This window comes from Oerskovia gallyi (assembly GCF_014836745.1).
In the GTDB taxonomy this organism is placed as follows: Bacteria; Actinomycetota; Actinomycetes; order Actinomycetales; family Cellulomonadaceae; genus Oerskovia; species Oerskovia paurometabola.
The window spans coordinates 125730-150183 of record NZ_JACSQE010000006.1 but is presented as its reverse complement, the minus strand read 5'-3'; the positions used below and the strand labels follow the sequence as shown (position 1 = coordinate 150183).

23 protein-coding genes are annotated in these 24454 nt (G+C 73.6%); 9 read left to right on the top strand and 14 right to left on the bottom strand.

Annotated elements, in window-relative coordinates:
- Positions 1 to 6 precede the first annotated feature (6 nt).
- The 3 genes from H9640_RS09200 to H9640_RS09190 all read right to left on the bottom strand — a co-directional run bounded on the left by H9640_RS09200 (position 7) and on the right by H9640_RS09190 (position 3080).
- Positions 7 to 294, bottom strand: coding sequence for a DUF1905 domain-containing protein (locus H9640_RS09200; RefSeq protein ID WP_307824091.1), 288 nt, complete (start codon positions 292 to 294; stop codon positions 7 to 9).
- 355 nt (positions 295 to 649) lie between these two features.
- A complete protein-coding gene (locus H9640_RS09195) occupies positions 650 to 1735 on the bottom strand; it encodes a site-specific integrase (RefSeq protein WP_191790421.1) in 1086 nt (361 codons plus the stop codon).
- 103 nt (positions 1736 to 1838) lie between these two features.
- Positions 1839 to 3080, bottom strand: a complete 1242-nt coding sequence (locus H9640_RS09190; protein WP_191790420.1) for a Fic family protein — start codon at positions 3078 to 3080, stop codon at positions 1839 to 1841.
- 346 nt (positions 3081 to 3426) lie between these two features.
- On the opposite strand from H9640_RS09190, the gene H9640_RS09185 reads away from it, so the two are divergent.
- A complete protein-coding gene (locus H9640_RS09185) occupies positions 3427 to 3771 on the top strand; it encodes an RNA polymerase-binding protein RbpA (protein ID WP_138824427.1) in 345 nt (114 codons plus the stop codon).
- Between the two features lie 214 nt (positions 3772 to 3985).
- Here H9640_RS09185 and lnt read toward each other — a convergent pair whose 3' ends face one another.
- From lnt to H9640_RS09140, 9 genes are all read right to left on the bottom strand, one after another.
- The gene (gene lnt, locus H9640_RS09180; RefSeq protein WP_191790419.1) at positions 3986 to 5593 is read right to left on the bottom strand and encodes an apolipoprotein N-acyltransferase; all 1608 of its coding nucleotides are present in this window, start codon (positions 5591 to 5593) and stop codon (positions 3986 to 3988) included.
- Positions 5594 to 5955: 362 nt separating this feature from the next.
- Positions 5956 to 7620, bottom strand: coding sequence for an amidohydrolase (locus H9640_RS09175; protein WP_191790418.1), 1665 nt, complete (start codon positions 7618 to 7620; stop codon positions 5956 to 5958).
- Between the two features lie 74 nt (positions 7621 to 7694).
- On the bottom strand, positions 7695 to 10808 hold the full coding sequence (locus tag H9640_RS09170) for a DEAD/DEAH box helicase (protein ID WP_225226924.1): 3114 nt from the start codon (positions 10806 to 10808) through the stop codon (positions 7695 to 7697).
- A 97-nt stretch (positions 10809 to 10905) separates the two neighbouring features.
- A complete protein-coding gene (locus H9640_RS09165) occupies positions 10906 to 12045 on the bottom strand; it encodes a diacylglycerol/lipid kinase family protein (protein WP_191790417.1) in 1140 nt (379 codons plus the stop codon).
- A complete protein-coding gene (gene tatC / locus H9640_RS09160) occupies positions 12038 to 12826 on the bottom strand; it encodes a twin-arginine translocase subunit TatC (protein ID WP_372440725.1) in 789 nt (262 codons plus the stop codon). The genes H9640_RS09165 and tatC overlap by 8 nt, the downstream gene beginning before the upstream one ends.
- Before the next feature lie 3 nt (positions 12827 to 12829).
- Positions 12830 to 13027, bottom strand: a complete 198-nt coding sequence (gene tatA / locus H9640_RS09155; protein ID WP_036571710.1) for a Sec-independent protein translocase subunit TatA — start codon at positions 13025 to 13027, stop codon at positions 12830 to 12832.
- A 46-nt stretch (positions 13028 to 13073) separates the two neighbouring features.
- On the bottom strand, positions 13074 to 13400 hold the full coding sequence (locus H9640_RS09150) for a hypothetical protein (RefSeq protein ID WP_191790416.1): 327 nt from the start codon (positions 13398 to 13400) through the stop codon (positions 13074 to 13076).
- 10 nt (positions 13401 to 13410) lie between these two features.
- Complete coding sequence (locus tag H9640_RS09145) at positions 13411 to 14433, bottom strand: helix-turn-helix transcriptional regulator (protein ID WP_191790415.1); 1023 nt, start codon at positions 14431 to 14433, stop codon at positions 13411 to 13413.
- Positions 14426 to 15400, bottom strand: a complete 975-nt coding sequence (locus H9640_RS09140; RefSeq protein ID WP_225226923.1) for a helix-turn-helix transcriptional regulator — start codon at positions 15398 to 15400, stop codon at positions 14426 to 14428. The genes H9640_RS09145 and H9640_RS09140 overlap by 8 nt, the downstream gene beginning before the upstream one ends.
- Positions 15401 to 15519: 119 nt before the next feature.
- Between H9640_RS09140 and H9640_RS09135 the strand changes: the two genes are divergently transcribed.
- The 7 genes from H9640_RS09135 (at position 15520) to H9640_RS09105 (ending at position 21622) form a co-directional block, all read left to right on the top strand.
- The gene (locus H9640_RS09135; RefSeq protein ID WP_191790413.1) at positions 15520 to 16692 is read left to right on the top strand and encodes a DUF3866 family protein; all 1173 of its coding nucleotides are present in this window, start codon (positions 15520 to 15522) and stop codon (positions 16690 to 16692) included.
- Positions 16689 to 17492 (top strand): DUF4129 domain-containing protein, encoded by an 804-nt coding sequence (locus H9640_RS09130; protein ID WP_191790412.1) that lies wholly within the window; start codon positions 16689 to 16691, stop codon positions 17490 to 17492. Before H9640_RS09135 ends, H9640_RS09130 begins: the two co-directional genes overlap by 4 nt.
- A complete protein-coding gene (locus H9640_RS09125; RefSeq protein WP_191790411.1) occupies positions 17489 to 17983 on the top strand; it encodes a hypothetical protein in 495 nt (164 codons plus the stop codon). The genes H9640_RS09130 and H9640_RS09125 overlap by 4 nt, the downstream gene beginning before the upstream one ends.
- Before the next feature lie 71 nt (positions 17984 to 18054).
- The gene (locus H9640_RS09120) at positions 18055 to 19044 is read left to right on the top strand and encodes an AAA family ATPase (RefSeq protein ID WP_191790410.1); all 990 of its coding nucleotides are present in this window, start codon (positions 18055 to 18057) and stop codon (positions 19042 to 19044) included.
- Positions 19041 to 20378 (top strand): DUF58 domain-containing protein, encoded by a 1338-nt coding sequence (locus H9640_RS09115; RefSeq protein ID WP_191790409.1) that lies wholly within the window; start codon positions 19041 to 19043, stop codon positions 20376 to 20378. Before H9640_RS09120 ends, H9640_RS09115 begins: the two co-directional genes overlap by 4 nt.
- Positions 20375 to 20932 carry a hypothetical protein gene (locus tag H9640_RS09110; RefSeq protein WP_191790408.1) on the top strand — a complete coding sequence of 186 codons (558 nt, stop codon included), beginning with the start codon at positions 20375 to 20377 and terminating at the stop codon, positions 20930 to 20932. Before H9640_RS09115 ends, H9640_RS09110 begins: the two co-directional genes overlap by 4 nt.
- Positions 20933 to 21169: 237 nt before the next feature.
- Positions 21170 to 21622: a VOC family protein gene (locus tag H9640_RS09105; protein ID WP_191790407.1), complete on the top strand. Its 453-nt coding sequence runs from the start codon at positions 21170 to 21172 to the stop codon at positions 21620 to 21622.
- Positions 21623 to 21661: 39 nt separating this feature from the next.
- On the opposite strand, the gene H9640_RS09100 is transcribed toward H9640_RS09105, so the two are convergent.
- Positions 21662 to 22333 (bottom strand): site-specific integrase, encoded by a 672-nt coding sequence (locus H9640_RS09100; RefSeq protein ID WP_225226921.1) that lies wholly within the window; start codon positions 22331 to 22333, stop codon positions 21662 to 21664.
- Between the two features lie 72 nt (positions 22334 to 22405).
- Positions 22406 to 23620: a Fic family protein gene (locus H9640_RS09095; protein WP_191790406.1), complete on the bottom strand. Its 1215-nt coding sequence runs from the start codon at positions 23618 to 23620 to the stop codon at positions 22406 to 22408.
- A 93-nt stretch (positions 23621 to 23713) separates the two neighbouring features.
- Here H9640_RS09095 and H9640_RS09090 point away from each other — a divergent pair, with 93 nt between their 5' ends.
- A complete protein-coding gene (locus H9640_RS09090; protein ID WP_191790405.1) occupies positions 23714 to 24385 on the top strand; it encodes a YigZ family protein in 672 nt (223 codons plus the stop codon).
- The last annotated feature ends 69 nt before the right edge of the window (positions 24386 to 24454 follow it).

Here is a 24454-nt window from a genome sequence, read left to right as displayed (position 1 = left end):
CGGAGGTCAGGTCAGCCTTTCGGACAGGTGGACGGTCACCGCGTCCCCGATGTCCTTGCCGAGCTTCTTGCGGAGCTTTGCGCTGATCGAGAGCATGTGGCCACCCGACCCGGTCGGCATGAGTCCGGCCGTCAGGTCGTGGCCGTCCACGGTCGCGACCACACGGACGGACTTCCCCGTGCCGAGCAGCTCGACCGAGTTGGGCACCTCGACGCACGACCACACGTCGTCGCGCACCGTCACCCCGATCGGCGCGGAGAACGTGACGTGCATCGGACCTGGACTCGTGCTCACCACGTGACCTCCTCGTCGTCGACAGCACCGTGCGTGCCGCCCTGCGTCGTCCGACTCTACCGAGTGCCGTCCGGTGCCGGACCGTCCCCGCCGGGGCAAAGTCTCTTGATGTCGACAGACTTCTCCAGGAAGCCCTGAGAGCGGCGAAGCCAGTTTCGCTCCCGTCACATCTCGGGCATCGCGCCGCACGTGGCGAGTCGGTCGGAGATGTCCGTTTCGCGCCCAAGAGGTGGTCGCCCCGTGAGTTCTAGACCCACGGGGCACCGCCTACGCCTCCCCCGCGAACCCTTGCGATACCAACAGTTCATGCCGCCCGCCCGCGCCCCCGAGAGACCCCGTGGGCACACGCCGGGCACTAGCCGCGCGAGACCGCGCGGAGTCGAGCCGTCTCCAGGGCGACCGCGACGCCGTCGAGATCCTTCTCGAAGAGGTCTGCGTAGACGTCGAGCGTCATGCTCGCGGAGGCATGTCCCAGCATGCGCTGGACGGCCTTGACGTTCGCCCCCGCGGACACCGCGAGGCTCGCGGCGCTGTGGCGGAGGTCGTGCGGGGTGAGGTGGTCGTCGATGCCCGCGTCACGGGCCGCGCGGGAGAACCAGCCCGTCCCCGACTTGGAGCGCTTGAGGTAGGTGCCGCGGTCGCCGTGGAAGACGACGTCGTCGCGCGCCTTGCCCTCGCACGCCGCGGCGAGGTGCAACGAGAGGAAGGCGGGGAACGGGACGGAGCGCCGCTCGTGGGTCTTGGGCGTCCCGACGACGATCTCGGAACCGACCTCGACCGCGTTCTGGTTGATGCGCAACCGCTGGCGGAGCATGTCGAGGTCGCGGACGCGAAGCCCCGCGGCCTCGCCCCAACGCAGCCCGCAGTAGGCGAGGACCAGGACGAGGGTCTCGTGCCGACCGGCTGCTGCGGCGAGCGCGGCGACCTGCTGGTGGTCGAGGTAGGTGTGCTCGCGTCGTACCTTGCGGGGCAGGTTGACGCCGCGGGCCGGGTTGGTGAGGATGCGGCGGTCGTCGACCGCGTCGTCGAGCAGCGAGGCCAGGGCGCCGTGCGCGCGGGCGACCGTCGTGGCGCTGTACGTGGCGCTCAGGTCGGAGACCCAGGCCTGCACCGCGGTGCGCCGGATCTCCGCGACGGGCACGCTCCCCCACCGCGGCGTGACGTGCAGCCGCCACGAGCTCTCGATCGCCCGGGCCGTCGAGGGCTTGAGATGGGTCTGCCGCCCGAGCCACGCTCCCCCGAGCTCCAGCACGGTCGAGCGGGCCGCGGTCGGATCGATGAACTCACCGCGCAGGATGGACACCTCGAGCGAGGACGCGAAGGCCTCGGCGCTACGCTTGGTCTTGAATCCGCGCTTCTTGGTCTGCTTGCGCTCGGGGGTGCGGTAGCGAACCATGTACCGTCGCCCGGCGGTCGTCTCGTACGCCTCAACGGTCGCCATGGCGATCCGTCCACTGTGCGCGGTCTGCCTGGTTCCTCACAGCACGAACGGTACCGCGATCCGTCGCATCGGCGACCATTCGGACACCTCGCCCCCGCGGGGCTCAGGATCCCGCGACGCGTCGCCGACCTGCGCGAGCTGCGAACGCGTCGAGGGCGGCCAGCACCTCGGTCGCCTGCCAGGTCCGGCCGCGGCGTCGGCGTGGGTCGGTCGCGGTCAGGGCGCCCGCGCCGGCGAGCCGGTCGATCGCCCCCTGCGCTGCGGGCAGGCTCACGCCGAGCGCGTCGGCAAGGAAGGAGACCGTGACGACAGGCTGTCCGAGGACGACGTCGATCGCCCGCCATGCCGCTGCGCCCCGACGGGCGTCGAGCCGTGCGGTCCATTCCTGGCGGACGAGCGACAGGTCAGCGGCCAGGGCCCTGCCGTTCCCGACGGCGACGAGCGCTGCCTCGTTGACCTGGTGGACGATGGGGACGACGTCCCCGCGACGGAAGGCCGTCAGGGCGTCGACGTAGGCGTCGGTGTCGACGAGGAGCCCGGCGGAGACCGGCACGGTGACCCGGCGCGTGAGCCCGGCGTGACGGAGCATCGCGTGGACGAGTGCTCGGCCAGACCTTCCGTTGCCGTCCGTGAACGGGTGGATGGTCTCGAACTGGGCGTGGGTGATCGCCGCGTGCGCGAGGACCGGGAGGTCGGTGCGGCGTGCGAAGGCGACCAGGTCCTCGATCGCGGCAGGGATCCGTTCGTGGTGGATCGCGACGTACTCGGCGAGGTGAGGACCGGCGGACGTCCCGCCGACCCAGACCTGCTCCCGTCTCCATCGACCGGCCGTGAGATCGCGCTCGCCCATGAGCGCACGGTGGACGGCCAGGATCGCGTCGCCGTCCAGCTGGTCCGCCAGGTCGATCGCCGCCTGCATGGCGTGGACGTTGCCGGCGACGGTCGTCGCGTTGCGGGAGGCGTCCTCACCGATCTCCGCTAGTGCGAGCTGTCGTGCCCCGACCGTCAGGTTCTCGATCTGGGAGGAGGCGGCCGACTCGCTACGGAGCAGGACGCTGCGCAGCGGCGCGAGCTCGCCGGCGCCGAGGACCGTGTCCATCTCGACGTCGAAGCGGGCGACCTCGGTGGCGGCATCCTCGCACTCTGCGACGAGAGACGCAGGCAGCGGAACCTCGCGGCCCGCGATCTCCGGGGTGAGCGCCGACCGGTACGGCCCTGCGTGCAGCTCTCGTTGACGTCGAGAGACGGGAGAGTCGGCGTACAGTCGCCACGGGTGCTCCTCGAACGCGATCGAGGGCCAGGTGCTGCCCGCCGGGGGAAGCGGCGACTCGTTGGTTCCTTGCATGGGCAACCTCCTTGTCCAAGGATCATGCCATAACCTTGGACAAGGGCGCAGGGGGTGCACGGTTGGGTCTCGGGGTCAGGCACCTCGCGGGCCTTGCCCCGGGCAACATCACACCGTCGATCGTGCGTGTGGAGTTGCGCCGCCCTGCGAAAACCGGAAACCTGGTCGGTGGTCTCGCGGGTGTGCGCGTCCTCCCCGATGCGCGTGGTCTGCTGGGCAGCCTCGACGGGTGGGTTCGGCGTGCCACGTGCGTTCACCGGACCTTCACGCCCCTTCGGAACATGCGCATCCGGTGGGACGTTGACCCCCATAGACAACCCCTGCCGCTACCCCCTTGGAGGACGACATGCCAGACCGGTCCCTACGTGGAATGAGCATCGGTGCGAAGAGCATGGAGTCCGACGCGGGCGTCGACTTCGCCCCTCGTTTCCAGGCGCACTACGACTGCCCCAACGGCCACACCATCATCCTGCCGTTCTCGACCGAGGCCGAGGTGCCTGCGGTGTGGGAGTGTCGCTGCGGTGAGGAGGCCCTCCTGCGTGACGCGGAGCGCCCCGAGCCCAAGGCCGGCAAGCCCGCCCGTACGCACTGGGACATGCTGCTGGAGCGGCGCACGATCAAGGAGCTCGAGGAGCTGCTCGACGAGCGGCTCGGGCTGCTGCGTGCCGGCAAGCTGCGTCGCAGCGCCTGATCTTCTGACGCGAAGGGCCCGGAACTCCTCGGAGTTCCGGGCCCTTCGTCGTCCCCGGGCCCACGGTCGGGCCCTCCCCCGCTCACGCGCCTGCGCACCGCAGGTGTCCGGTCTGCCCGACGGCGCCGCGCACCTGCCGGGTCCGCCGCACCCGGGCGATCCTCGCCGTCGGGCAGGACGGGAGCTCCGGGGAGTCCGCGCCGCGGTCGGACGACTAGCGGCGCGCTGGCTTGGACGCCGGGCGCTTGGTCGCGGGCCTGCGCGCGGGGGCCTTGGCGCTCGCGGCCGGGCGGGTGACGTGGGAGACGACGCCGGCCACGACGAGCAGGACCGTGAGGCCACCCGCGACCCACCCGGGCCAGTACCCGAGCCGTACGGCCGGGGTCAGGGAGTCTCGCAGGGGCAGCGTCGCGATCATCTGGTCGGCCGTGAAGAGCTCGGTGCTCTGCAGGAGCGCGCCGTTGGGGGCGATGATGCCGCTCACGCCGACGGTCGAGATCTGCACGGTCGCGCGCCCGGTCTCGATGGCCCGCAGGCGGGACATCGCGAGCTGCTGGGTGGACTCGGCGCTGTAGCCGAAGGACGCGTTGTTGGTGGGGACGACGAGGAGCTCGGCACCCGCGTTCACGGCGTCGCGGACGAGTTCCTCGTACGCGACCTCGAAACAGATGACGGTGGCGAGGGGGACGGTGCGCCCGAGGCGCTCGGAGGGCAGGTCGACGACGGCGACCTCGTCACCGGCGATCATGTCCGTGGTCACGCGGTCGACCTGGTCGGAGAAGATCCGCACGAAGCTGCGCATCGGGATGTACTCGCCGAACGGTGCGGGGTGCTGCTTGGCGTACCGGTCGATGACGCCCTGCCCGGGCGCCCACAGCAGCGACACGTTGTACCGCCCACCGGTCTCGGGGAACTCCTGCGCCCCGACCAGGACGGGCGCACCGACGGCCGTCGCGGCCGCGTCGATGTCGGCGGCGACGTCGGGGGTGGTCTGCGGGTCGAGGTCGGAGCCGTTCTCGGGCCACAGGACGACGTCGAGCTCGCCGGGGTCGACCTCGTCGAGCAGCGCGACCGTGCCGTCGACGTGGTTCTGCAGGACCTCGCCACGGTTGGCGAACGACCCGAGGCCGGGTTCCCCGACGTTGCCCTGGACCGCGCCGATCTTCAGCGTCCCGGTCTCCGCTCGGGTGTCGAGCGGGACGACGAGGCCTACGCCGAGGAGCACGGCTGCCGTGCCGAGCGCGCACAGGGCGGGCATGCTGCGCACCCGGCGGGCCTCGAGCAGGAACACGGCGAGCAGGACGCCGATCGCGGCGGTCAGCAGCGAGACGAGCAGTCCTCCGCCGAGCCAGGCGGTGCGCCCCAGCAGGGAGTCGACCTGGGAGAACGCGAGCCGGCCCCAGGGGAACCCGCCGAAGGGGAACTCGGAGCGCCACTGCTCGACCGCGACCCACAGCACCGAGAACGTCACGACCTGCCAGGCCAGGTTGCGGCGGACGAAGCCGAGCCGCCGCACCCATGTCCACATCGCACCGAACAGCGCCAGGAAGACGGCTTCGAGGACGCTCAGCGCGAGCCAGGGGACGGTGTCGGTCGCGATCTGCGCCCACTGGATGTGCGGCAGGAAGAACGCGAGGCCCCACACGAGGCCCACGAGGGCGTTCCACCACGCACGGTCGCGGCGCAGGGCGAGGAAGAGGGCCGCGACCCCGACGAACGCCATGGGCCACCACCCGCGGTCGGGGAAGGCGGTGTTCGTCAGGAAGCCGCCACCGGCGGCGAGAAGGATCAGCAGCCAGCGGCTCGGCTCACGGGTCGACACCAGTGCAGGGTACGCCACGTACCTGCAGGTCGGCCGGGAGATGTGGGCCGACCCGCGCGTCCTTCGGACCACGTCGCACCGCCACCGGTGAGGCCGTGTTGTCTACTGAACGCGCGGGTCGAGCCGATGCACGTCAGGGCTCGCAGGATGGACGGTGAGATGGTGGCTCGAACCCCTGCGGCACTGGCGGCCGGAACACGTCATCGAACTTACCGCCCCTCACGGTGGTGTCAATCCGAGGCCGGTCCACGGCGCGCGGTGCCACCGGTCGTGGCCGGGAGGCGCGCTCGGGTGGCACCGGCCTCATCCGCGCGAGGGCGCGGCGGGCGCCCCGCACGTGTCCCGGCCCGGCCGGGCCGGTCTCAGTCGAACGTGTCGAACAGCACGACGCCGTCACGCACCGTCTGCAGGCACGTGGGGTCGGGGGCGTCGTCGGTGAGGTCGGGCAGCAGGGGTGTGCCGGAGCGGGCGTCGGTGCTCCAGGAGGACACGGAGGTCCCCGCCCCCTGCACCGCGAGGTGCTCGGCACGCCACACCGCGAGGTGGGCGGGCGCGCCGACGCGCAGCTGGCCCGCGCCCGTGTGGTCGAGGCCCGCGATGCGCCAGCCCCCGCGCGTGTGCGCCCGGAACGCGGCCCGCGCGGAGATGCGCTGGTCGGGGTCGGCGTGCGACATCGCGGCCCGGACCGCGGACCAGGGGTCCATCGCGGTCACGGGCGAGTCGGAGCCGAACGCGAGCGGGACGCCCGCCCCGGCCAGGTCGGCGAACGGCGAGAGCCCGGCCACGCGCGTGGGACCCAGGCGCGACGCGTACATGCCGTCAGGGCCGCCCCACGCGGCGTCGAAGACGGGCTGGATGGACAGCGAGACCCCGAACAGCAGGAGGGTCGACAGGGCGTTGGTGTCGACGAACAGCGCGTGCTCGACACGGTGCGCGGCGCGGCGGTGCGCGGCGGCCCCGTCGGCCTCCGCGGCGGCCCGCAGGCCCACGACGAACTCGTCCATGGCGCGGTCGCCGATGACGTGGAACCCGCCCTGGGTGCCCGTCGCCGCGACGGCGGACAGGTGGGCCGCGATCTGCTCGGCGGTCAGGTACTGGTTGCCGCGCCCGTCGGGCCCCGCCTCCCCGGGGGCGCCCGTGAGGTCGGAGTACGGGTGGCGCAGGGCCGCGGTGCGCGAGCCGAGGGACCCGTCGACGTTGAGGTCCCCCGCGATGCCCGCCAGGCCGGGCAGGTCGGCGAGCAGGGCGCGCGCGTCGTCGGGCGTGGCGCACAGCTCGCCCCGGTACGCGACCAGGTGCGGCAGGGCTCCCTCGGGGTCCGCCGTGAGGGCCATGAGCTCGCGCAGCCCGTCCCGGGTGTCGATCGAGGGCGCGCTGTTCTCGTGCACCGACACGATGCCGCGGCGCGCGGCAGCGTCCAGGGCCGTCCGGTAGATCGCGGTGCGACGTTCGGGGCTCATGGCGCGGGCCGCGTCCCGGGCCGCGTGGTGCGCGTCCAGGGTGACCCAGCCGCTGTCCGTCCAGCCCTGGCGCCCCTCGAGGCCGGCGCGCGCCGCGAGCGACGTCGAGACGACCGCCGAGTGCACGTCCACGCGCGCCGAGTACACGAGCGCTCCCCCGCACGCCGCGTCGATCTCCTCGCGCGTCGGGGCACGGTGCTCGGGCCACTCCTGCTCGTCCCACCCGAACGCGAGGAGCACGTCGTCCGCCTCGGCGGCCGGGCGCGCCTCGACCGCGGCGTGCAGCGCGTCGAGCGCCGCGGCCAGGGACGTGACGCCGGCGCTCGCGGACAGGTCGACGCCTGCGAGGGCGAGCCCGGTCTCGAGGACGTGGACGTGGGAGTCGACGAACCCGGGGGCGACGAGCGCTCCGTCGAGGTCGACGACGCGGTCGGCGCGGGCGGCGAGCCCGGCGGCGGTGTCGTTCGCGCCGATCCAGGTGATCACCCCGCCGTCGACGAGCATCGCCTCGGCGAAGGGGTCGGTCGAGGAGTGAATGACACCGTTGCGGTACAGGGTGGAGGCCACGAAACCACACGATATGCCACGCCGCGCCCGGCGCGCCCCTTCGTGGGGCGTGCCGGGCGCTCGTGACGCGAAGGTCACACGCTCGAGTAGGCCACGACCCCGCGCCGGACGGCGTCGATGGCGCGCACGGCGGTCTTGCGCATCGCCGGGGTGGGGGCGGCGGTCGCGAGCTGGTCGAGCACGTCGATGATCTGCTTGCACCAGCGCACGAAGTCCCCCGCGGCGAGCTCGGAGCCGCGCAGGACGGCGTCGAGGCTGCGCCCGGTGGCCCACCGGTGCACGGCCGCGACGATCCCGAGGTCGAGCGTGCCGGTCGCGTCGATGTGGTGGGCCTCCTCGAGGTCGTCGACCTCGGACCACACGACGACCGTCGCGTCGAGCGCGCGGGCGAGCTTCCCCTGGGGGCCGCCGGGCACGTACGGCTCACCGGGTTCGTCGCGGCGGGCCGAGAAGACGAGGGTCGAGACGACGGCGGCGAGCCCGGCGGGGTCGAGGTCGTCCCACACGCCGCGGCGCAGGCACTCGGCGAGCAGCAGGTCGTTCTCGGCGTAGAGCCTGCGCAACCACTGCCCGGCGTCCGTGATCCGTACCTCGGGGGCGGGCGTGCGGCCGGGCCGGGGGCGCGCCGGGGCGGACACGGCAGCGGACGTCGTCGCGGTGTCGGTCGCGCCCAGCGTCGCCGGGTCTGACGGGTCTGACGGGTCCGACGTGGCCGACGTGGCGTCGTCGAGCGTGCCACCGCTCGCGGGGTGGGGGTCGACCTCCAGGTACCCGAGGCCGGTGAGGATGTCGCAGATCCGGTCGAAGACGCGGGCGATCGAGCCGGTGCGCCCTTCGACGCGTCGCACGAGGGCGTCGTGCTCCTTCTTCAGCTTGGCCCACCTCTCGGCCCAGCGGGCGTGGTCCTCGCGCTCGGGGCAGTCGTGGCACGGGTGGGCTCGCAGTGCCGCACGCAGGCGGCTGAGCTCCTTGTCGTCGGCGGCGGCCGACCGCACGGTGGGAGACTTGCCCCGCGACGGCGCACCGGGGGTGTCGACGAACGCGCCGAGCGCGTTGCGCAGCGAGGAGGCCAGGTCGCGGCGGGCCGCGGGCACGCGCGGGTTGAACGTCTTGGGGATGCGGACCTTGCCGACGGTGCGGATCCCGGAGGGGGCGTCGGCGACCGTGAGCTTCTTGACGTGCTTGTCCTCGGTGAGGACGGTGGGGCGGGGGCCGTCGAAGCCGCCGTCCTTGCCGGGGTCGAGCACGACGACGTACCCGGCGCGGCGCCCCGTGGGCAGCTCGACGACGTCACCGACGCGCAGGTTCTCGAAGTCCGCGACGATCTGGGCGCGCCTGGCCCGCTGCGCCGACTTCGACAGGTCGGCCTCGCGGGTCGCGATCGCCCGCCGGAGCCGGGCGTACTCGCCGAAGTCGCCCCGGTCGCACGTCATGGCCTGCGCGTACCCCTCGAGCGCCTCGGCGTGCGCCTGCGCCTGCTTGGCGAGGCCCACGACGCCCCGGTCGGCCTGGAACTGAGCGAACGACGTCTCCAGGACGTCGCGGGCGCGCTCGCGGCCCACCTGGGCCACGAGGTTGACCGCCATGTTGTACGTGGGGCGGAACGAGGACTTGAGCGGGTACAGGCGCTTGGACGCGAGTCCCGCGAGGGCGACGGGGTCGAGCCCCGGGTGGTCGACGACGACGGCGTGCCCCTCGACGTCGATGCCGCGGCGCCCGGCGCGGCCCGTGAGCTGGGTGTACTCCCCCGGTGTCATGTCGACGTGCGACGTCCCGTCCCACTTGACGAGCTTCTCCAGGACGACCGAGCGGGCGGGCATGTTGATCCCGAGGGCGAGGGTCTCGGTCGCGAACACGACCTTGACCAGGCCGCGGCTGAACAAGTCCTCGACGATCTCCTTGAAGATGGGCAGCATGCCCGCGTGGTGGGCGGCGACGCCGCGCGCGAGGGACTCGCTCCACGTCCAGTAGCCGAGCACGTCGAGGTCCTCGGCGGGCAGGGTCGCGCTGCGAGCCTCGACGGTCGCGCGGATCTCCGCCTCCTGCGCGGGGGTGGTCAGGCGCAGGCCGGCGGCCAGGCACTGCGTCACGGCGGCCTCGCACCCGGCGCGGGAGAAGATGAAGAAGATCGCGGGCAGCAGGCCGTCGGCGTCCAGGGCGTCGACCACGGCGAAGCGGGGCGGGGTACGGCGCCCACCCCCGTCGCCCGACCCGCCACCCCGGTGTCCGCCTGGCCCGCCACGGCCCCCGCGTCCCCGGTAGCCGCGGTCCCCGCTACGCCCGCCCCGCCCGGGGTAGCCGCCGTCGCGGGCGCCGCTGCGGAACGCCGCGAGCAGGTCCGGGTTGATGGGCGGGTTGACGCCGGGGTCGGTCGGGTCGACGTGCCCCGCGTACAGGTCGATCAGGTCCGCGCCCGTGCCGGGACGTACGGCCTCGCCCGGGGTGCGGGGGCCGCGGTGGCGTGAGCCGACGAGGACGTGCTGCCACAGCGGGACGGGTCGGCGCTCGCTGACGATGACGGCGGTGTCGCCACGGACCATCTCGAGCCAGTCGCCGAACTCCTCGGCGTTGGACACGGTCGCGGACAGGGACACGAGCTGGACGTCGTCGTCGAGGTGGATGATGACCTCCTCCCAGACGGGTCCGCGGAAGCGGTCGGCGAGGTAGTGGACCTCGTCCATGACGACGAACGCGAGGCCGTCGAGGGCGCGCGAGCCCGCGTAGAGCATGTTGCGCAGGACCTCGGTGGTCATGACGACGATCGGGGCGTCGCCGTTGATGGACGTGTCGCCCGTGAGCAGGCCGACCTGGTCGACGCCGTGGCGGCGCGCGAGGTCGGCGTACTTCTGGTTGGACAGCGCCTTGATGGGGGTCGTGTAGAAGGCCTTGCGTCCGCCGGCCAGCGCGAGGTGGACGGCGAACTCCCCCACGACGGTCTTCCCGGCGCCGGTGGGGGCGGCGACGAGGACGCCGCGACCTTCTTCGAGGGCCTGGCAGGCCCGGACCTGGAAGTCGTCGAACGGGAAGCCGACGACCTCGCGGAACGCGGCGAGCTGGGTGCGGGAGGCGGCCTGGAGGGCGCGCGAGGCCGCGTACCGCTCCGCGGGGCTCGCCTGGAAGGCGCTGTCGGCGGTGTCGTCCCTGTCGTCTTTGCCTGCGTTGCCGGCGGTACGGGGTGCTGCGGTCATGCCACCACCCTACGGTCCGGGGGTGTCGGTCCGTGGGGCTTTTCGCACGTGGTCGGCCTCGGGGTGCGGGGCCACGGTCCCCGGGACTCGTCGCACGTCAGGCGGGCGGGGCCTCGGGGACGCGACCGTCGAGGACGTGCAGGGCCCCGGGAGCCACGGTGACGCGCACGGGCAGGCGCGAGATGCGCTCCCCGTCGGCGAAGGCCGGGGGTGGCGGGCGGCCCGCGTCGGTGGCCTCGAGGAGCACGGAGGTGGCGTGTCGGACGTCGACGGCCGCGTGGTGCACGTGCTTGCCCTGGTACATGCCGGGGAAGACGCGGGCGGCTCCGAGCCGGGTCAGCGGACCGGCGGTGACGAGGTCGAGGAGACCGTCGTCGATCCGCGCGTCGGGGGCGATCTGGACGCCGCCGCCGAAGCGGTGCCCGTTGGCGACGGCGACCACGGTCCCGGGCGAGGTCCACACGAACGGGGACGCGACGTCGTCGGGCACGCTGCCGGGGAGCGCGCCGGACCGGTCCTCCGGTGCGAGGTCCGCGGTGATGCGGTACCCGTACGGGCGGAACCGGGCGAGCTCGCTCGCGACGGCGCGCACGTACTTGGCGCTGCCGCGCGGCCACGTCAGGGCGTTGGCGTGGGCGTTGACGGCGGCGTCGAGGCCCGCGGACAGGACGCCGCAGAACCAGCGGGCCCTGCCCGGCCGGGGAGCGAGATCGGCGTCGAGGGGTTCGGCCCGTGCGGCGTCCACGACCCGCACCCCGCCGGTGCCTGCGCCGCGGGCGGACAGGGCGTCGAGGAGCAGCGCGACGGCGGCGGGGACGTCGTGCACGGGCAGGTCGAGGGCCGACGCGAAGTCGTTGCCCGTCCCGGCGGCGACGATGCCCAGGGGGATCCCGGTCCCGGCGACCGCGTTGACGCCGAGGTGGACCATGCCGTCCCCGCCGACGACGACGAGGGCGTCGATCGGGTCCGTGCTGCCCGGTCCGTGCCTGCTCGCGTGCCCGCTCGCCTGTCCGCTCGTCTGTTCCCCCGTCGTCCGGCTCGGGCGTCCGGCGACGGCGTCGCGGGCGTTCTCGAGCGCGAGGGGCGCGTTGGGGGCGCTGAGGTCGAGGACGTCGTGACCGGCTTCGCGCAGGAGGGCGATGGTGCGCGCGCCGTCGCCCCGGCCCCGCCCGCGGTCGGCCGTCGGGTTGACGACGACGGCGAGGCGGGCGGGGCGGGGCTGGGGCCGGTCAGGCACCGGAGAGCGCGGCGGCGGCGCGCTTGTCGGTGCTGCGGTCCCGCAGGATCGCGATCCCCACGGCCCCGAAGTACAGGACGCAGATGGGCAGCGCGACGAAGATCATCGTGAGCGCGTCGGGCGTGGGCGTCATGACGGCCGCGAAGACGAACGCGATGAGGACGGCCCAGCGCCACCCGGCGAGCAGGGCCGTGGACCGGACCAGGCCCGCGAAGTTCAGGGCCACCAGGACGACGGGCAGGACGAACGCGAGCCCGAACGCCAGGACGAGGCGCATCACGAAGCTCAGGTAGCCCTGCGCGTCCGTGAGGTTCGTCGCGCCCTCGGGGACGAACGCCGCGAGGATGTCGACCGCGTGCGGCAGGACCCACCAGGCCAGGGTCACGCCGCCGAGGAACAGGGGCACCGATGCCCCGAGGAAGCCCACGGCGTAGCGACGTTCCTTGCGGGTCAGGCCCGGGGTGATGAACGCCCACAGCTGGTACAGCCACCACGGGCACGTCACGAGCACCCCGAGGAACAGGGAGACCTTGATCTTCATGTCGAGCGCGGTCGCCATGCCCGAGTAGTTCAGGTTGATGACCTTGTTCTGCGCGGCCGCCGCAGCCTCGAGGGGCGCCTGGAGCGCGGCCAGCAGCGGTTCGTAGAGGAACCAGCCGCCGATCGCGCCCACGACGAGCCCGCACGAGACCAGGAAGAGCCGCTTGCGGATCTCGAGCAGGTGCTCGCGCAGCGGCATGCGCCCCTCGGCGGACCTGGCCGTCTTCGTCGAACCGGCCACGGATCAGGCCTTGGGGGCGTCGTCATCCTTGACGGCAGGCTCCGCGGGCTTGTCGTCGTCGCGCAGGTCCTTGACCTCGCTCTTGAAGATCTTGAGGGACTGCCCCACGCTGCGGGCCAGGTCAGGAAGTCGCTTCGCCCCGAACAGGAGCAGGACGACGACGACAAGAACGATGATGTGCCAGGGCTTCAGCATGCCCATGAGATGGCTCCCTTGGAGTCGGACGCAAGTCTTGTTGTCGCAGATCCTACGCGTTGAATCGACGCCACCGGTCCCACGTCACCTTGTTGCGAGTCCTGCGTCCCGCCCGACGCTCGGCCCGCTGCGCGCGCAGCTCCTCGACCCGCTCGTGCAGGAGGACCGGGTCGTCGAACAGGGTGGGCGCCGTGCTGGGCGCCGACGCCGCCAGCGCCGCGGTCGTCTCGTCCGTGCGCTGCGCGAACCGGTCCATCACGAGCGCCGACTCCGACATCTGCGCGAACAGCGCCCTGGCCTTGCGCCACAGGTCGCGCCCCAGGAAGAAGGCGCCGACGAGCGTGCCGACGACCAGGACCGACCAGATGGTGAACCACATAGGGCCCAGCCTAGTTCGCCGGGCCGTCGGCGGACCCGGTCGTCCCCACCGGGTCGCCCGGCTCGTACGGGCCACCGCCCTCGGCCCCGTACGCGGCCAGGGCGGCGCTCGCGGCCTGAGCGACGTCGTCGGCGACCTCCTGGGGGGCGACGGCCAGGACGTGGCGGGCGTGCTCGAGGAGGAGGCGGCGCAACCACACGGGGTTGGTGACGCGCAGGGAGACCTCGAACGCGCCGTCGGGCAGGTTGCGGACCTTCTCGACGGGGACCTGCTCCGCGACCCAGCGGGCGGGGCTCGCGAACGTGATCGTCGCCAGCGGCGCGTCGCCCGTGGGCGTGAAGTCGACCTCGGTCGGCAGGTCGTGCTCGCCCGTGGGCACGTCGAGCTCGGTCGCGGCCAGGAGCCGGTCGAGGCGGAACGTGCGCTGCCCCTGGGCGCGGTGGCACCACGCGAGGAGGTACGAGTACGCGTCCTGGGTGTGCAGCGCGACCGGGTCGATCTCGCGCTCGGACACGACGTCGGAGCTCGTCACGTACCGCACGCGCAGGCGGTGCCGGTTCGCCAGCGCCGAGGACACCGCGGCGACGACCTCGGGGGCCCCGTCAGGGGACAGGCGCACGTCGAGGGCTGCGGCGGCCTCGCCCGTCGCGCCGGTGAGCTTGGCCAGGACCGACGCGACGACGTCGGCGCGCGCCCGGTCCGAACGCACCGCCGGGGTCTCCCCCATGGCGCGCAGGGCCGCGATGAGCGCGACCGCCTCGCGGGTGCCCAGGCGCAGGGGACGCGTCATGCCGCGCGCCTCCGTGAGCCGCACGACGCCCCGCTCGAGGGAGTCCGCGTCGAAGTCGATCAGGTCGTCGGGCCAGTACCCGGGGGTGCCGGACACCCACAGGGCGTCGACGTCCTCCACGATCTGGCGCGTCGTCACCCCGAACCGGGTCGCGAGCTCCTCGACCGGGACCCCGCCCGCCCCGTCCAGGTAGCTGACGATGCCCAGCAGGCGCACCAACCGGTCGTCCGCGCGCTCAGCCACGCTGCTCCTCCGTGCTCGTCGTACCGTTCGGGTGGTCCTGCGTGGTGGTGCCCGGCGCCTGCCCCAGGCGGGCCGCAGCCGCCAACCGGCGCACCACGGCGTCCCGCAGCCCCGCAGGGCTCAGGACCACGACCGCGTCCCCGTACCCCGCGATCTCGTCCGCGAACGCGTGCTGGTTCGTGAACGACACGTGCACGACGTCGCGCCCGTCCGCACGCGGCCCCGTGCCCGGCCCGTCGCCGTCGCTGCGACCGCGCGCCCGCAACGCCTCGGCCCGCTCGGGACCGATCGCGAGGGCAGCGACCTGCTCCTGCCCCGCCCGCGCCCCCAGGAGCGCGTCCACGTCCACCCCGTCCGGGATGGCGAACGCCCCCGGACGCCCCAGGAGACGCACCCTGCCCTCGATGCGGCTCAACCGGTACGCCCGCGGCGCCTGGCGCTCGCGGTCGAACCCGAGGAGGTACCACCCGCCGCGGCGGGCCGCGATGCGCCACGGCTCGACAGTGCGGTCCCGCACCTCGCCCGTGGAGGCCGCCCGGTAGGTGAACGACACCGGACGCAGCGCCTCGATCGCGTCGAGCAGGGGGCCGTACGCGTCGCCCACGGCCCGCACCCTCGGAGCGAGCCCGGCGACCGCGTCGTTCGCGACCTCGCCCGCCCCCGCCGCGCGCAGCTTCGTCAAGGCGCGCGAGATGTCCGTGCGCAAGGTCTTGTCCTGCCAGAACTGCGCCGCCAAGGACAGCACCCCGAACTCCGCCGGGGTCAGGTCGACCGCGGGCAACGCGTACGCGTCCTGGTCGATCCGATACCCGACGTCGTCGCTGTGCCCCCCGGCGTCGACCGTCACGATCGGTATCCCCAGGTCGCGCAACGAGTCCTTGTCGCGCTCGAACATCCGCTCGAACGCCTCGGGAGAAGGCGCGTCGGCATACCCCGCGACACTCGTACGGATCTGCTGCTTCGTCATCGACACGCTCGTGTTCACGAGGGCGATCACGAGGTTCAAGAGCCTCGTGGCAGGGTTGACTGGTTGACTCGTCTGATCAGGCATCGGCACCCACGCTAACGAACGCTATCCTCACCCGTGTGATGACGTGGCGTAGTGCAAGGGTGATCTCCCGCGGCCGGGCCTGGCAAGGCGCGCAGGAAGTGACCGTCGAGCTCGACGAACCCCTGCCCGCGACCGCCGCCCCAGGAACCGAGGAACGCCCCCGCACCGTCCGTGCCCTCGCCTACCCGCAGCTCGTCGGAGAGCCCCAGGTCGGCGACCAGGTCCTCCTCAACGTCTCCGCCCTCGCCCGCGGCCTCGGCACCGGCGGGTACGCCCTCGTCGTCGCACTGCCCGGAGCCCTGCCCCCCGATCCTGCCCCCGGGCCCGGGCACCTCGTCAAGGCCCGCTACACCCCCCTGCAGGCCCTCGTGCTGGGCGTCGACGAGCAGGAGTCCCCCCACCACGACACCCTGCGCGACGCCGACGACCTCGACGGCATGCCCGTCGTCGTCGCCGACCTCCACTCCGCCCTGCCCGCGATCGTCGCCGGCGCACGCCTCGCCGCCGCCCAGGACGGACGCCCCGCGCCCCGCATCGCCTACGTCATGACCGACGGCGGCGCCCTGCCCGCCGCGTTCTCCCGCACCGTCTCCGGACTGCGCGACGCCGACTGGCTCCACACCTGCCTCACCGTCGGCCAGGCCTACGGTGGCGACCACGAAGCGGTCACCGTCCACACCGGGCTCCTCGCCGCCCGCCACGTCACCGGTGCCGACCTCGCCGTGGTCACCCAAGGACCCGGGAACCTCGGCACCGGCACCCGCTGGGGCTTCTCCGGCGTCGCCGCCGGCGAAGCCCTCAACGCCGCCGCAACCCTCGGCGGCCGCCCCGTCGCCTCCCTGCGCGTCTCCGGCGCCGACCCCCGCGACCGCCACCTCGGCATCTCCCACCATTCCCTGACCGCCTACGGCCGGGTGGCGCTCGCGGCCAGCGACGTCGTGGTCCCCCGCCCCAGCGCCGACGTCGAGGCCCTCCCCGGGTGGGGAGCCGCGCTCACCGCACGCATCACCGAGCAGGCCGCGCACCTCGCCGCACCCCACGGGCGCCACCGCCTCGTCCACGCCGACGCCGACGCCGCCCTCCTCGGAGCGCTGCGCGCCACGCCCGTCGGGCTGTCCACCATGGGCCGCGGGCTCGACGACGACCCCGCCGCCTTCCTGGCCGCCGCCACCGCCGGCCTGTACGCCGAGAGGAACCGACCAGCATGAGCAACCGGACGCGACTGGGGGGTGTCGTCGTCCTGATCGCCCTCGTCCTCGTCGGCGCAGCCGCCGGGAACCGCTGGAGCTTCCGGCTCGAACCCGTCACCACCCGACCGACCTCCGTCGTCCCCCCTCCCCCCGTGCAACGCACGGAAGACACCGCGCTCTTCCTCGAAGGTCTCGACGAACGAGCCGCCGGGCTCAGCATCGGCGAGTACATGACGTACCTCGCGGTACTCGTCGCCCTCGTCCTGGTCGTCGTCACGATCGTGCACCTGCGCCGCCGCACCCGGGAGCCCGCCATCCAGGCGCCCGCCCCCCACGACCACGTCGCGACCGGAGCCAGCATCGCCCTCCCCGCCCTCACGGTCCAGCTCCCCGCACTGCGCCGAGGCGTCCAGCACGCCCGGCACCTCCTCGACACCGCCGCGACCCCACGCGACGCCGTCACCGCCGCCTGGATAGCGCTCGAGGACGCCGCCGCCGACACCGGGCACCGCCGACACCCCGCGCAGACCCCCACCGAGTTCACCACGACCGTCCTCGACGCCACCCCCGCCGACCCCGACGCCGTCACCACCCTGCTGAAGCTCTACCAGCGGGCGCGCTTCACCACCCACCCCCTCACCCCCCAGGACGTCGACGCCGCGCGCAGCTGCCTCGAACGCCTCGCCATCGCCTTCACGCCGCCCGTCAGCGACGACAGCGACGACAGCGACGACAGCGGCGGCGGAAGGGGAGATGCCGACGCACCCCAGCACCAGGCCACCACCAGCACACCGGCCCCCCGGGGAGAGACCCGATGAAGCACCGGCTCACCACCGACAAGAAGATCCTCACCCTCGCGACACTCCTCGTCGCCACCGGCACAGCCCTCGCCCTCCTCGGCCTCGACCTCCCCCACACGCTCGCCCTCACCGTCGCCCTCCTCGTCGCCCTCGTCCTCTCCCGACGCATCGACACAGGACACGACCCCCAGCACCGAGCCCTGCCCGACACCAACCGCGACGGCGCCCGCCGAGACCTCTCCGACCTCACCTGGGCAATGCACGGGAGCCACGGACGCGTCAGCGAACGCGCCCACCGACGCGTGCGGGCGCTCGCGGCCACGGCCCTCGCCGACGAGGGCATCGACCTCCACAGCACGGACCCCGAGCAGATGCGAGCGGCGGCCGACCGGCTCGGCACGCAGGTCCACCGGCAGATGACCGACGACCCACGGCCGCCCACCATGAAGGTCCTGCGGTCCTGGGTGGCCGCGATCGAGAACCTCCCGCACTCCCGCACCGACACCTGATCAGCACGCCCGTCGGCGCCGATGCCGACAGCCACAGCACCCGTAGACACCCGCACCGAGAGGCGAACCCGATGACGGACTCCCCTGCCCCCGCGCTCAGCGTCCCCGAGGTGGCCGCGCACGGCCGCCGCATCCTCGACGAGGTCGGCACCGCCGTCGTCGGCATGCGGGACTCGCTCGAGCTCGCGCTCGCCACGATCCTCGCGGGCGGGCACGCCCTGTTCGAGGACGTGCCCGGACTCGGCAAGACGCTCGCGGCCCGGAGCCTCGCGACGGCCCTGGGGCTCGACTTCGCGCGGCTCCAGTGCACCCCGGACCTCCTGCCCGCGGACATCACCGGGTCCTCGGTGTACGACCCGGCCACGACCGACTTCGTGTTCCGGCCCGGCCCGGTGTTCACGGGCATCTTCCTGGCGGACGAGATCAACCGCACGGCACCCAAGACACAGTCCGCCCTCCTCGAGGCCATGGCCGAGCGGCAGGTGTCGATCGAGGGGAGCACCTACCCGCTCCAGCGGCCGTTCCACGTCCTCGCGACGTCCAACCCCGTCGAGTACGAGGGCACCTATCCGCTGCCCGAGGCACAGCTCGACCGGTTCATGGTCCGGCTCGGGGTCGGCTACCCGGGTCGCGACGAGGAGCGGGAGGTCCTGCGCCGTCGTCTCGACCGGCGCCAGGAGCAGGCCGAGGTGCGCCAGGTCGTCGATGCTCGGACCGTCCTCGCGATGCAGGCTGGAGTCGAGGCGACCGACGTCGACCCCGACGTCCTCACGTACTGCGTCGACCTCGTCGCGGCCACGCGCGCCGACTCCCAGCTCGAGGTGGGGGCGTCTCCCCGCGGGTCGCAGAACCTCGTGCTGCTCGCCCGCGCCGTGGCGGCCCTCGACGGCCGGGACTACGTGCTGCCCGAGGACGTCAAGCGGGTCGCCGTCCCGGTGCTCGCGCACCGCCTCACCCTGACCCCGACGGCCTGGGCCTCGAACGCTCAGCCGCAGGCCGTCGTCCGCGCCATCCTCGATCGCGTCCCCGGCCCTGCTGCGGTCGCCACCGCGACGCGATGACCTCGCTCGCCACGACGACGCGCCTGACGAGCTGGCAGCAGACCACGAGCCTCGCCGCAGGCGTCGTGCTCGGTCTCGCCCTGCTCGTCACCGGTCTCCTCGCGGGTCGCGCGGACATCGCGGTCCTGGGCGCGCCGGCCCTGCTCAGCGCGGTGTGGGGCTGGGGCGCCAGGCCCCGGGGCGAGGCCGTCGTCGCCACGTTCGAGCCGGCCGACACGACCGACCTGCGTCCCGGCGAGCTCCGGTCACGGCTCCGCCTCGACGTGCCCGACGCCGCCACACCGGTCCGTCTGCGCGTCACCAGCCCGGGGAACGACGACGCGGACGTCACGGTGCTGGTCGAGGGGACCCGCACGCTCGACCTCACGACGCACTCGGCGAGGACAGGACCGCACCGCCTGTTCCGGGTGGACCACGTCGCGTCCGGACCCGAGGGGGTCGTCGAGTCGATCCCGGACGCGGCTCAGTCGCCGGGCACGCTCGTGCTGCCGACCGCGCAGCCCCTCGGCCGTCTCCCGCTGCCGCGCCAGCTCGCCGGGCTCACCGGCCCGCACACGACCCGTCGCCTCGGCGACGGCACCGAGCTCCGCGACGTCCACCCCTTCGCCCCGGGAGACCGGTTGCGGCGCATCGACTGGCGCGCGACCGCACGCCGGTCCCCCGGTCTCGAGACGCTCTACGTCCGACGCACCCAGGCCACGGCCGAGGCGACGATCGTCCTCGTCCTGGACTCGCGGGACGAGGTGGGCCCGGACGTCACGACGTGGCGAGGGCGTGGTCCGCTGCCGATGGACCGGGCGACCTCCTTGGACATCGCCCGCCACGCCGCGGCATCGGTCGCCCAGACGGCGCTGAACGGCGGGGACCGGGTCGGGTTCGAGGACCTCGGGTGGATCCGTCGCCCTCTTCCACCGGCCGCGGGCAAGCGCCAGCTCCAGCGGATCGTGCACGCTCTGGCCCTGGCCCACCCGATCGGCGAGCCGCGTCGTCGCATGCGCCCGCCACAGATCCCGGCGGCAGCCCTGGTCTACATGTTCTCGACCTTCCTCGACGACGAGAGCGCCATGATCGCCCAGACCTGGCGGGCGACCGGGCACCCCGTGGTCGCGGTCGACATCCTGCCCACCGTGGACGTCCCGCAGGACGAGCCGAGCGTCGTCCTCGCGTGGCGCATCACGCGCCTCGAGCGCGAACAGCGTCTCGAAGCCATCCGACGAGAAGGTGTCGTGGTGGTCCCCTGGACCTCCTCGGTGAACGGCAAGGGCGGGGCCCGGGCTGCGCTCGAGCTCGCGGCCCGTCGGCAGCGCCACAGCCAGCGAGGGACGACACGGTGAGCGCCCACCCCACCGCGCCTCCCGAGAAGCCTGCGGGACCGCCTGCGACCGAGGTGAGCACCGGTCCGACCGTGTCGGGCGACGCCCTGCGTGCCGTCATGGTCGGGGCGACCTTCCTGTTCGGCGTCCTGAGCGTGCACCAGCTCGTCCCGTCGCTGCTCGGGAGCGCGGTCGTCGCGCTGGCCCTGACGGCCGTGGTCGCGGCGCGCCCGCACACCCCGGTGCCGCACGCGGTGCTGCTCGTCGGCGCCCTCGCGATGCTCGGTGCCGACACGTCGTTCGACCCGGTCGTCTTCCTGCTCCTCCCGCTCGCCCACCTCGTGCTGCGTTCCTCCTGGTGGGCTGCGCGCGTGCCGCGGAAGGGCCGTGTCGAACGCTCCGTCCTTCTGCCGGAGCTACGGCGCGCGGTCGTGATCCAGCTCGCCTGCCAGGGGCTGGCGCTCCTGGGCTTCGCGGCCTCGACCCTGGACCGGAACGGGTTCTTCGTCGTCGTCGCCGCTGTCGCGCTGATCGGCCTCGTCGTCCTCGCCGTCCCGCGGACCTGGTGGCGCTGAGACGACCTCGCGACAGGGCGCGCGACCCCCTGCTCCCCGTCGGAGCAGGGGGCCGGCGGCGGGGGGGGGGGCGCTGTCCGGAGGGCCCGCGCGTGCGCCCCTGCTTGTCCGGGCTGTTTGGTGAGTCGATCGCTCGGGTGAGGTGCGTGGTCGGTACGCTTGGCACACTATTTTATCCTGGGGAGGTGGACGGCAGATCGACGCGCACCATCCGACCGGCTGACCTACCGTGACCTGATGGTCGACAACCCCACCCGCCCCGTCCTGCAGCTCCGTCTGGTCGTCGAGGCCGAGGACTACGAGCAGGCGCTCGCCTTCTACCGCGACTCCCTGGGTCTCCCCCAGCTCGAGGCATACACCGGCGAGGGCGACGCCCGCGTCGCGATCCTCGACGCCGGGCGCGCCACCCTGGAGATCGCCAACCCCGCGCAGAAGCGCATGATCGACGACGTCGAGGTGGGCAGGCAGGTCGCGCCACGCCTGCGCGTCGCGTTCGAGGTGGTCGACACCGCGGCGGTCACGACCGACCTCGTCGACGCCGGGGCCTCGCTCGTGGCACCACCGGTCCGCACCCCCTGGGACTCCCTCAACGCGCGCCTGGACGCCCCCGCCGGCCTGCAGATCACGCTGTTCCAGGAGCTCGGCCCGCAGTCGCCCCCCTCCCCCGCGGCCGATCTGCGCGAGGGGTGACCTCCGCCGTCGGGCCCGTCGTGGCCCGGCCGCGCGGGGCTAGGCCCGCGCCGGCTGCTCGGGCTGCGCAGCCGGCTCACCCTCGGCCGGTGCGTGCCAGGCCCGACGGACCTGCTCGAAGCGCGTCGGCAGCGGGGGGCGCACCCCGCCGTACCGCGCGTTGGTGCGCTGCACGAAGCGCCGCCAGGACAGCACCAGCCCCTGCTTCGTGATGGGCAGCCCGCTGGCCACCGTGATGCCGTTGTCGTGCGTGTGGTGGACCGTCAGGAGCAGTGCCCGCGGCACGGACCCCTCCAGCTCGGAGCACAGCTCGTCCCGGACGTCCATCCAGCGACGCAGGACCATGACCACGCCCGGTTCGAGGCGGTGCTCGCGCACGGTGCGGTGCTTGCCGTGCTGCACCACGACGCTCCCCTCCCCCGCCTGGGGGCCCGTGGGCCCCAGGTCGAGCGAGTCGACCGTGCAGCGCAGCAGGTCGGAGTACCTGGCCCCCGTCGCACGGGTCAGACCGACGATGACCGCCAGGCGCACCATCTCCGGCTTGGTCGACGCGTACATGGCACCGACCGACAGCTCACGCCAGACCCACTCGGCCTCGTCGCGCGTCACCGGCGGGCGCGGGTAGCGCGGGGCGAGCGCCGGAGCGGGACCGTCTGGGCCGTCCCCGCCCGTCGAGGCTGGTGGGGGTGAGTCGGCAGCGTTGGTGACCATGGAAGCCATCCTAGCCGCTTGGCACACTTTTTTGACCAGAGGGTGCGGCGTGGCGGGGTCCGTCCGGGCTCGTCAGGCCTCGCGGAGCCGCCTCGTGAGGTCGTCGATCTCTCCCAGCACCTCGGTCGCCGCCCACACCCCGTGCCGCTGGGACGTCGAGAGCTGAGACAGGACCCCTGCTTCCGTGAGCCGATGGAGCGCCTCGTAGGCCGCCGCCGCCGAGGTCCCGGCGACCTGCCGGGCGAGATCCCCGTCGAGCACCGGATGGTCCAGCAACCCGTCGAGGAGCGCGGCCGCGGCCGACCCCGCCCGGGGACGCACCTCCCCCCGCCATGCCGCCGGCAGCTCGGACAGGTTGTCGGCCGAGATGCGCGCCTCGCGCGCGGCGGCCGACGCGCTCGTCGCCAGGTATCGCACGAACTGCGCCACGCGCCCGTCCCGGTAAGCGTTGACGCGGGCGAAGTACTCCCCCGTGTCCGCGAGCATGGCCGACGCGACCGGGACGACCAGGGTCGGGGCCAGCCCGCGCCGCCGCCACACGGCCCCGATCAGGGCACGTCCGATCCGCCCGTTGCCGTCGGTGAACGGGTGGATCGACTCGAACTGGGCGTGCGCGATCGCGGCCTGCGCCACCGCCGGAAGGTCGTCACGTCGCAGGAAGGCGATCAGGTCCTCCATGTACCCGGGCACGAGCTCGGGCGGCGGCGGCACGTGCACCGCGCCGCGCGGCGACCAGTCGGACCCGCCGATCCAGTTCTGCACCGTGCGGAGCGTTCCCGCGGTGGGCCCGTCGAGCGGGTCGTCCTTGAGGAGCGTCCGGTGGGCGGCGAGGAGGTCGTCGAGCTCGATCGTCCCCGCCCGGCCCGCCGCGTCGACGAGCCGAGACACCGCCCGCGCGGCCGCGACGGTGACCTGCGCGTCCTTCCCGGACTTCATGCCGATCGTCGCCCGGGCCAGGTCGGCCAGGCTCGCGTCGTGTCGCTCGATCCGCGACGAGGCGACGGCCTCCGTGCGCAGCAGGAACGTCGCGAACGACGAGAGGACGGGTCCGTGGACCGCGTCGAGGCGGGTGATGTCCACCGCGGCCCGCTCGATGTCCGCGGCCTCCTCGGCCGAGGGGACGTAGGCGAGGCCCGCGATCCGGGGCGGCAACGACACGGTGATCTCGCGCAGCATGCGGTCCTCGCGCGGACCGCGCGAGGTCGACGACCAGGGTCTGACCTCGGCGCCGTGCGGCGGCCAGGCGGCGACCTCCGGAGCAGTCGTCCCGACACGTCCACCCGTCATGGCAATCCTTCCTTGTGCCTCATCAAGTCAAGGTTATGCCCTCTAACCTTGACTTGGGCACTCTCAAGTCAAGGTTGGCTAGGCTGGGCGTCGATGGCTCCCTTCCCGCACTCCCCCGAGAACGCGCCGCTCCCGTCGACGATCGCCGCCCCGGTCGAGCACGAGCTCGTGATCAAGAAGTCCCGCTTCCTCACGCTCCTGCACCCGGTCACGTCGGTCGCCGAGGCGGAGTCCGTGATCGCGCGCGTGCGCAAGGACCACTGGGACGCCCGGCACCACTGCACCGCGCTCGTCGTGGGGACGCACGCCGACCAGCAGCGCTCGAGCGACGACGGCGAGCCCTCGGGCACGGCGGGCATCCCCATGCTGGAAGTTCTGCGGCACCGGCACGTGACCGACCTCGTCGCAGTCGTCACGCGCTACTTCGGTGGGGTGCTGCTGGGCGCGGGCGGGCTCGTGCGCGCCTACTCGAACGCCGTGAGCGAGACCCTCGACCTCGCACCCGTGCTGCGGCGCGAGGTCATGGTCGAGGTCGCGGTCGACGTCCCGCACGCCGAGGCCGGCCGTATCGGCAACGTCCTCCACGAGTGGTGCCAGACCCGTGGCGCCGTCCTCGAGGGCACCGACTACGCGGGGTCGGCCACCTTCCGCCTCCTGGTCCCGCCCGCCGACCTCGCCGCGCTCGACGCGGACGTCGCGTCGGCGTCGAGCGGAGCGCTCTCCCCCGCCGTGGGAGATCGACGCATCGTCGACGTCCCCGCCTGAGCGACCCTGAGCGCACGCAGGGGCCCCTCCCGGGCCGGGGGGGGGGGGGGGGGGGGGGGGGGGGGGGGG

Excerpts from the sequence above, each read along its gene's own strand:
- H9640_RS09195 (WP_191790421.1), bottom strand. The coding sequence starts at position 1,735 with ATGGCGACCGTTGAGGCGTACGAGACGACCGCCGGGCGACGGTACATG.
- H9640_RS09190 (WP_191790420.1), bottom strand. The coding sequence starts at position 3,080 with ATGCAAGGAACCAACGAGTCGCCGCTTCCCCCGGCGGGCAGCACCTGG.
- H9640_RS09185 (WP_138824427.1), top strand. The coding sequence starts at position 3,427 with ATGCCAGACCGGTCCCTACGTGGAATGAGCATCGGTGCGAAGAGCATG.
- H9640_RS09170 (WP_225226924.1), bottom strand. The coding sequence starts at position 10,808 with ATGACCGCAGCACCCCGTACCGCCGGCAACGCAGGCAAAGACGACAGG.
- tatA (WP_036571710.1), bottom strand. The coding sequence starts at position 13,027 with ATGGGCATGCTGAAGCCCTGGCACATCATCGTTCTTGTCGTCGTCGTC.
- H9640_RS09150 (WP_191790416.1), bottom strand. The coding sequence starts at position 13,400 with ATGTGGTTCACCATCTGGTCGGTCCTGGTCGTCGGCACGCTCGTCGGC.
- H9640_RS09140 (WP_225226923.1), bottom strand. The coding sequence starts at position 15,400 with ATGACGAAGCAGCAGATCCGTACGAGTGTCGCGGGGTATGCCGACGCG.
- H9640_RS09130 (WP_191790412.1), top strand. The coding sequence starts at position 16,689 with ATGAGCAACCGGACGCGACTGGGGGGTGTCGTCGTCCTGATCGCCCTC.
- H9640_RS09125 (WP_191790411.1), top strand. The coding sequence starts at position 17,489 with ATGAAGCACCGGCTCACCACCGACAAGAAGATCCTCACCCTCGCGACA.
- H9640_RS09120 (WP_191790410.1), top strand. The coding sequence starts at position 18,055 with ATGACGGACTCCCCTGCCCCCGCGCTCAGCGTCCCCGAGGTGGCCGCG.
- H9640_RS09115 (WP_191790409.1), top strand. The coding sequence starts at position 19,041 with ATGACCTCGCTCGCCACGACGACGCGCCTGACGAGCTGGCAGCAGACC.
- H9640_RS09105 (WP_191790407.1), top strand. The coding sequence starts at position 21,170 with ATGGTCGACAACCCCACCCGCCCCGTCCTGCAGCTCCGTCTGGTCGTC.
- H9640_RS09100 (WP_225226921.1), bottom strand. The coding sequence starts at position 22,333 with ATGGTCACCAACGCTGCCGACTCACCCCCACCAGCCTCGACGGGCGGG.
- H9640_RS09095 (WP_191790406.1), bottom strand. The coding sequence starts at position 23,620 with ATGACGGGTGGACGTGTCGGGACGACTGCTCCGGAGGTCGCCGCCTGG.
- H9640_RS09090 (WP_191790405.1), top strand. The coding sequence starts at position 23,714 with ATGGCTCCCTTCCCGCACTCCCCCGAGAACGCGCCGCTCCCGTCGACG.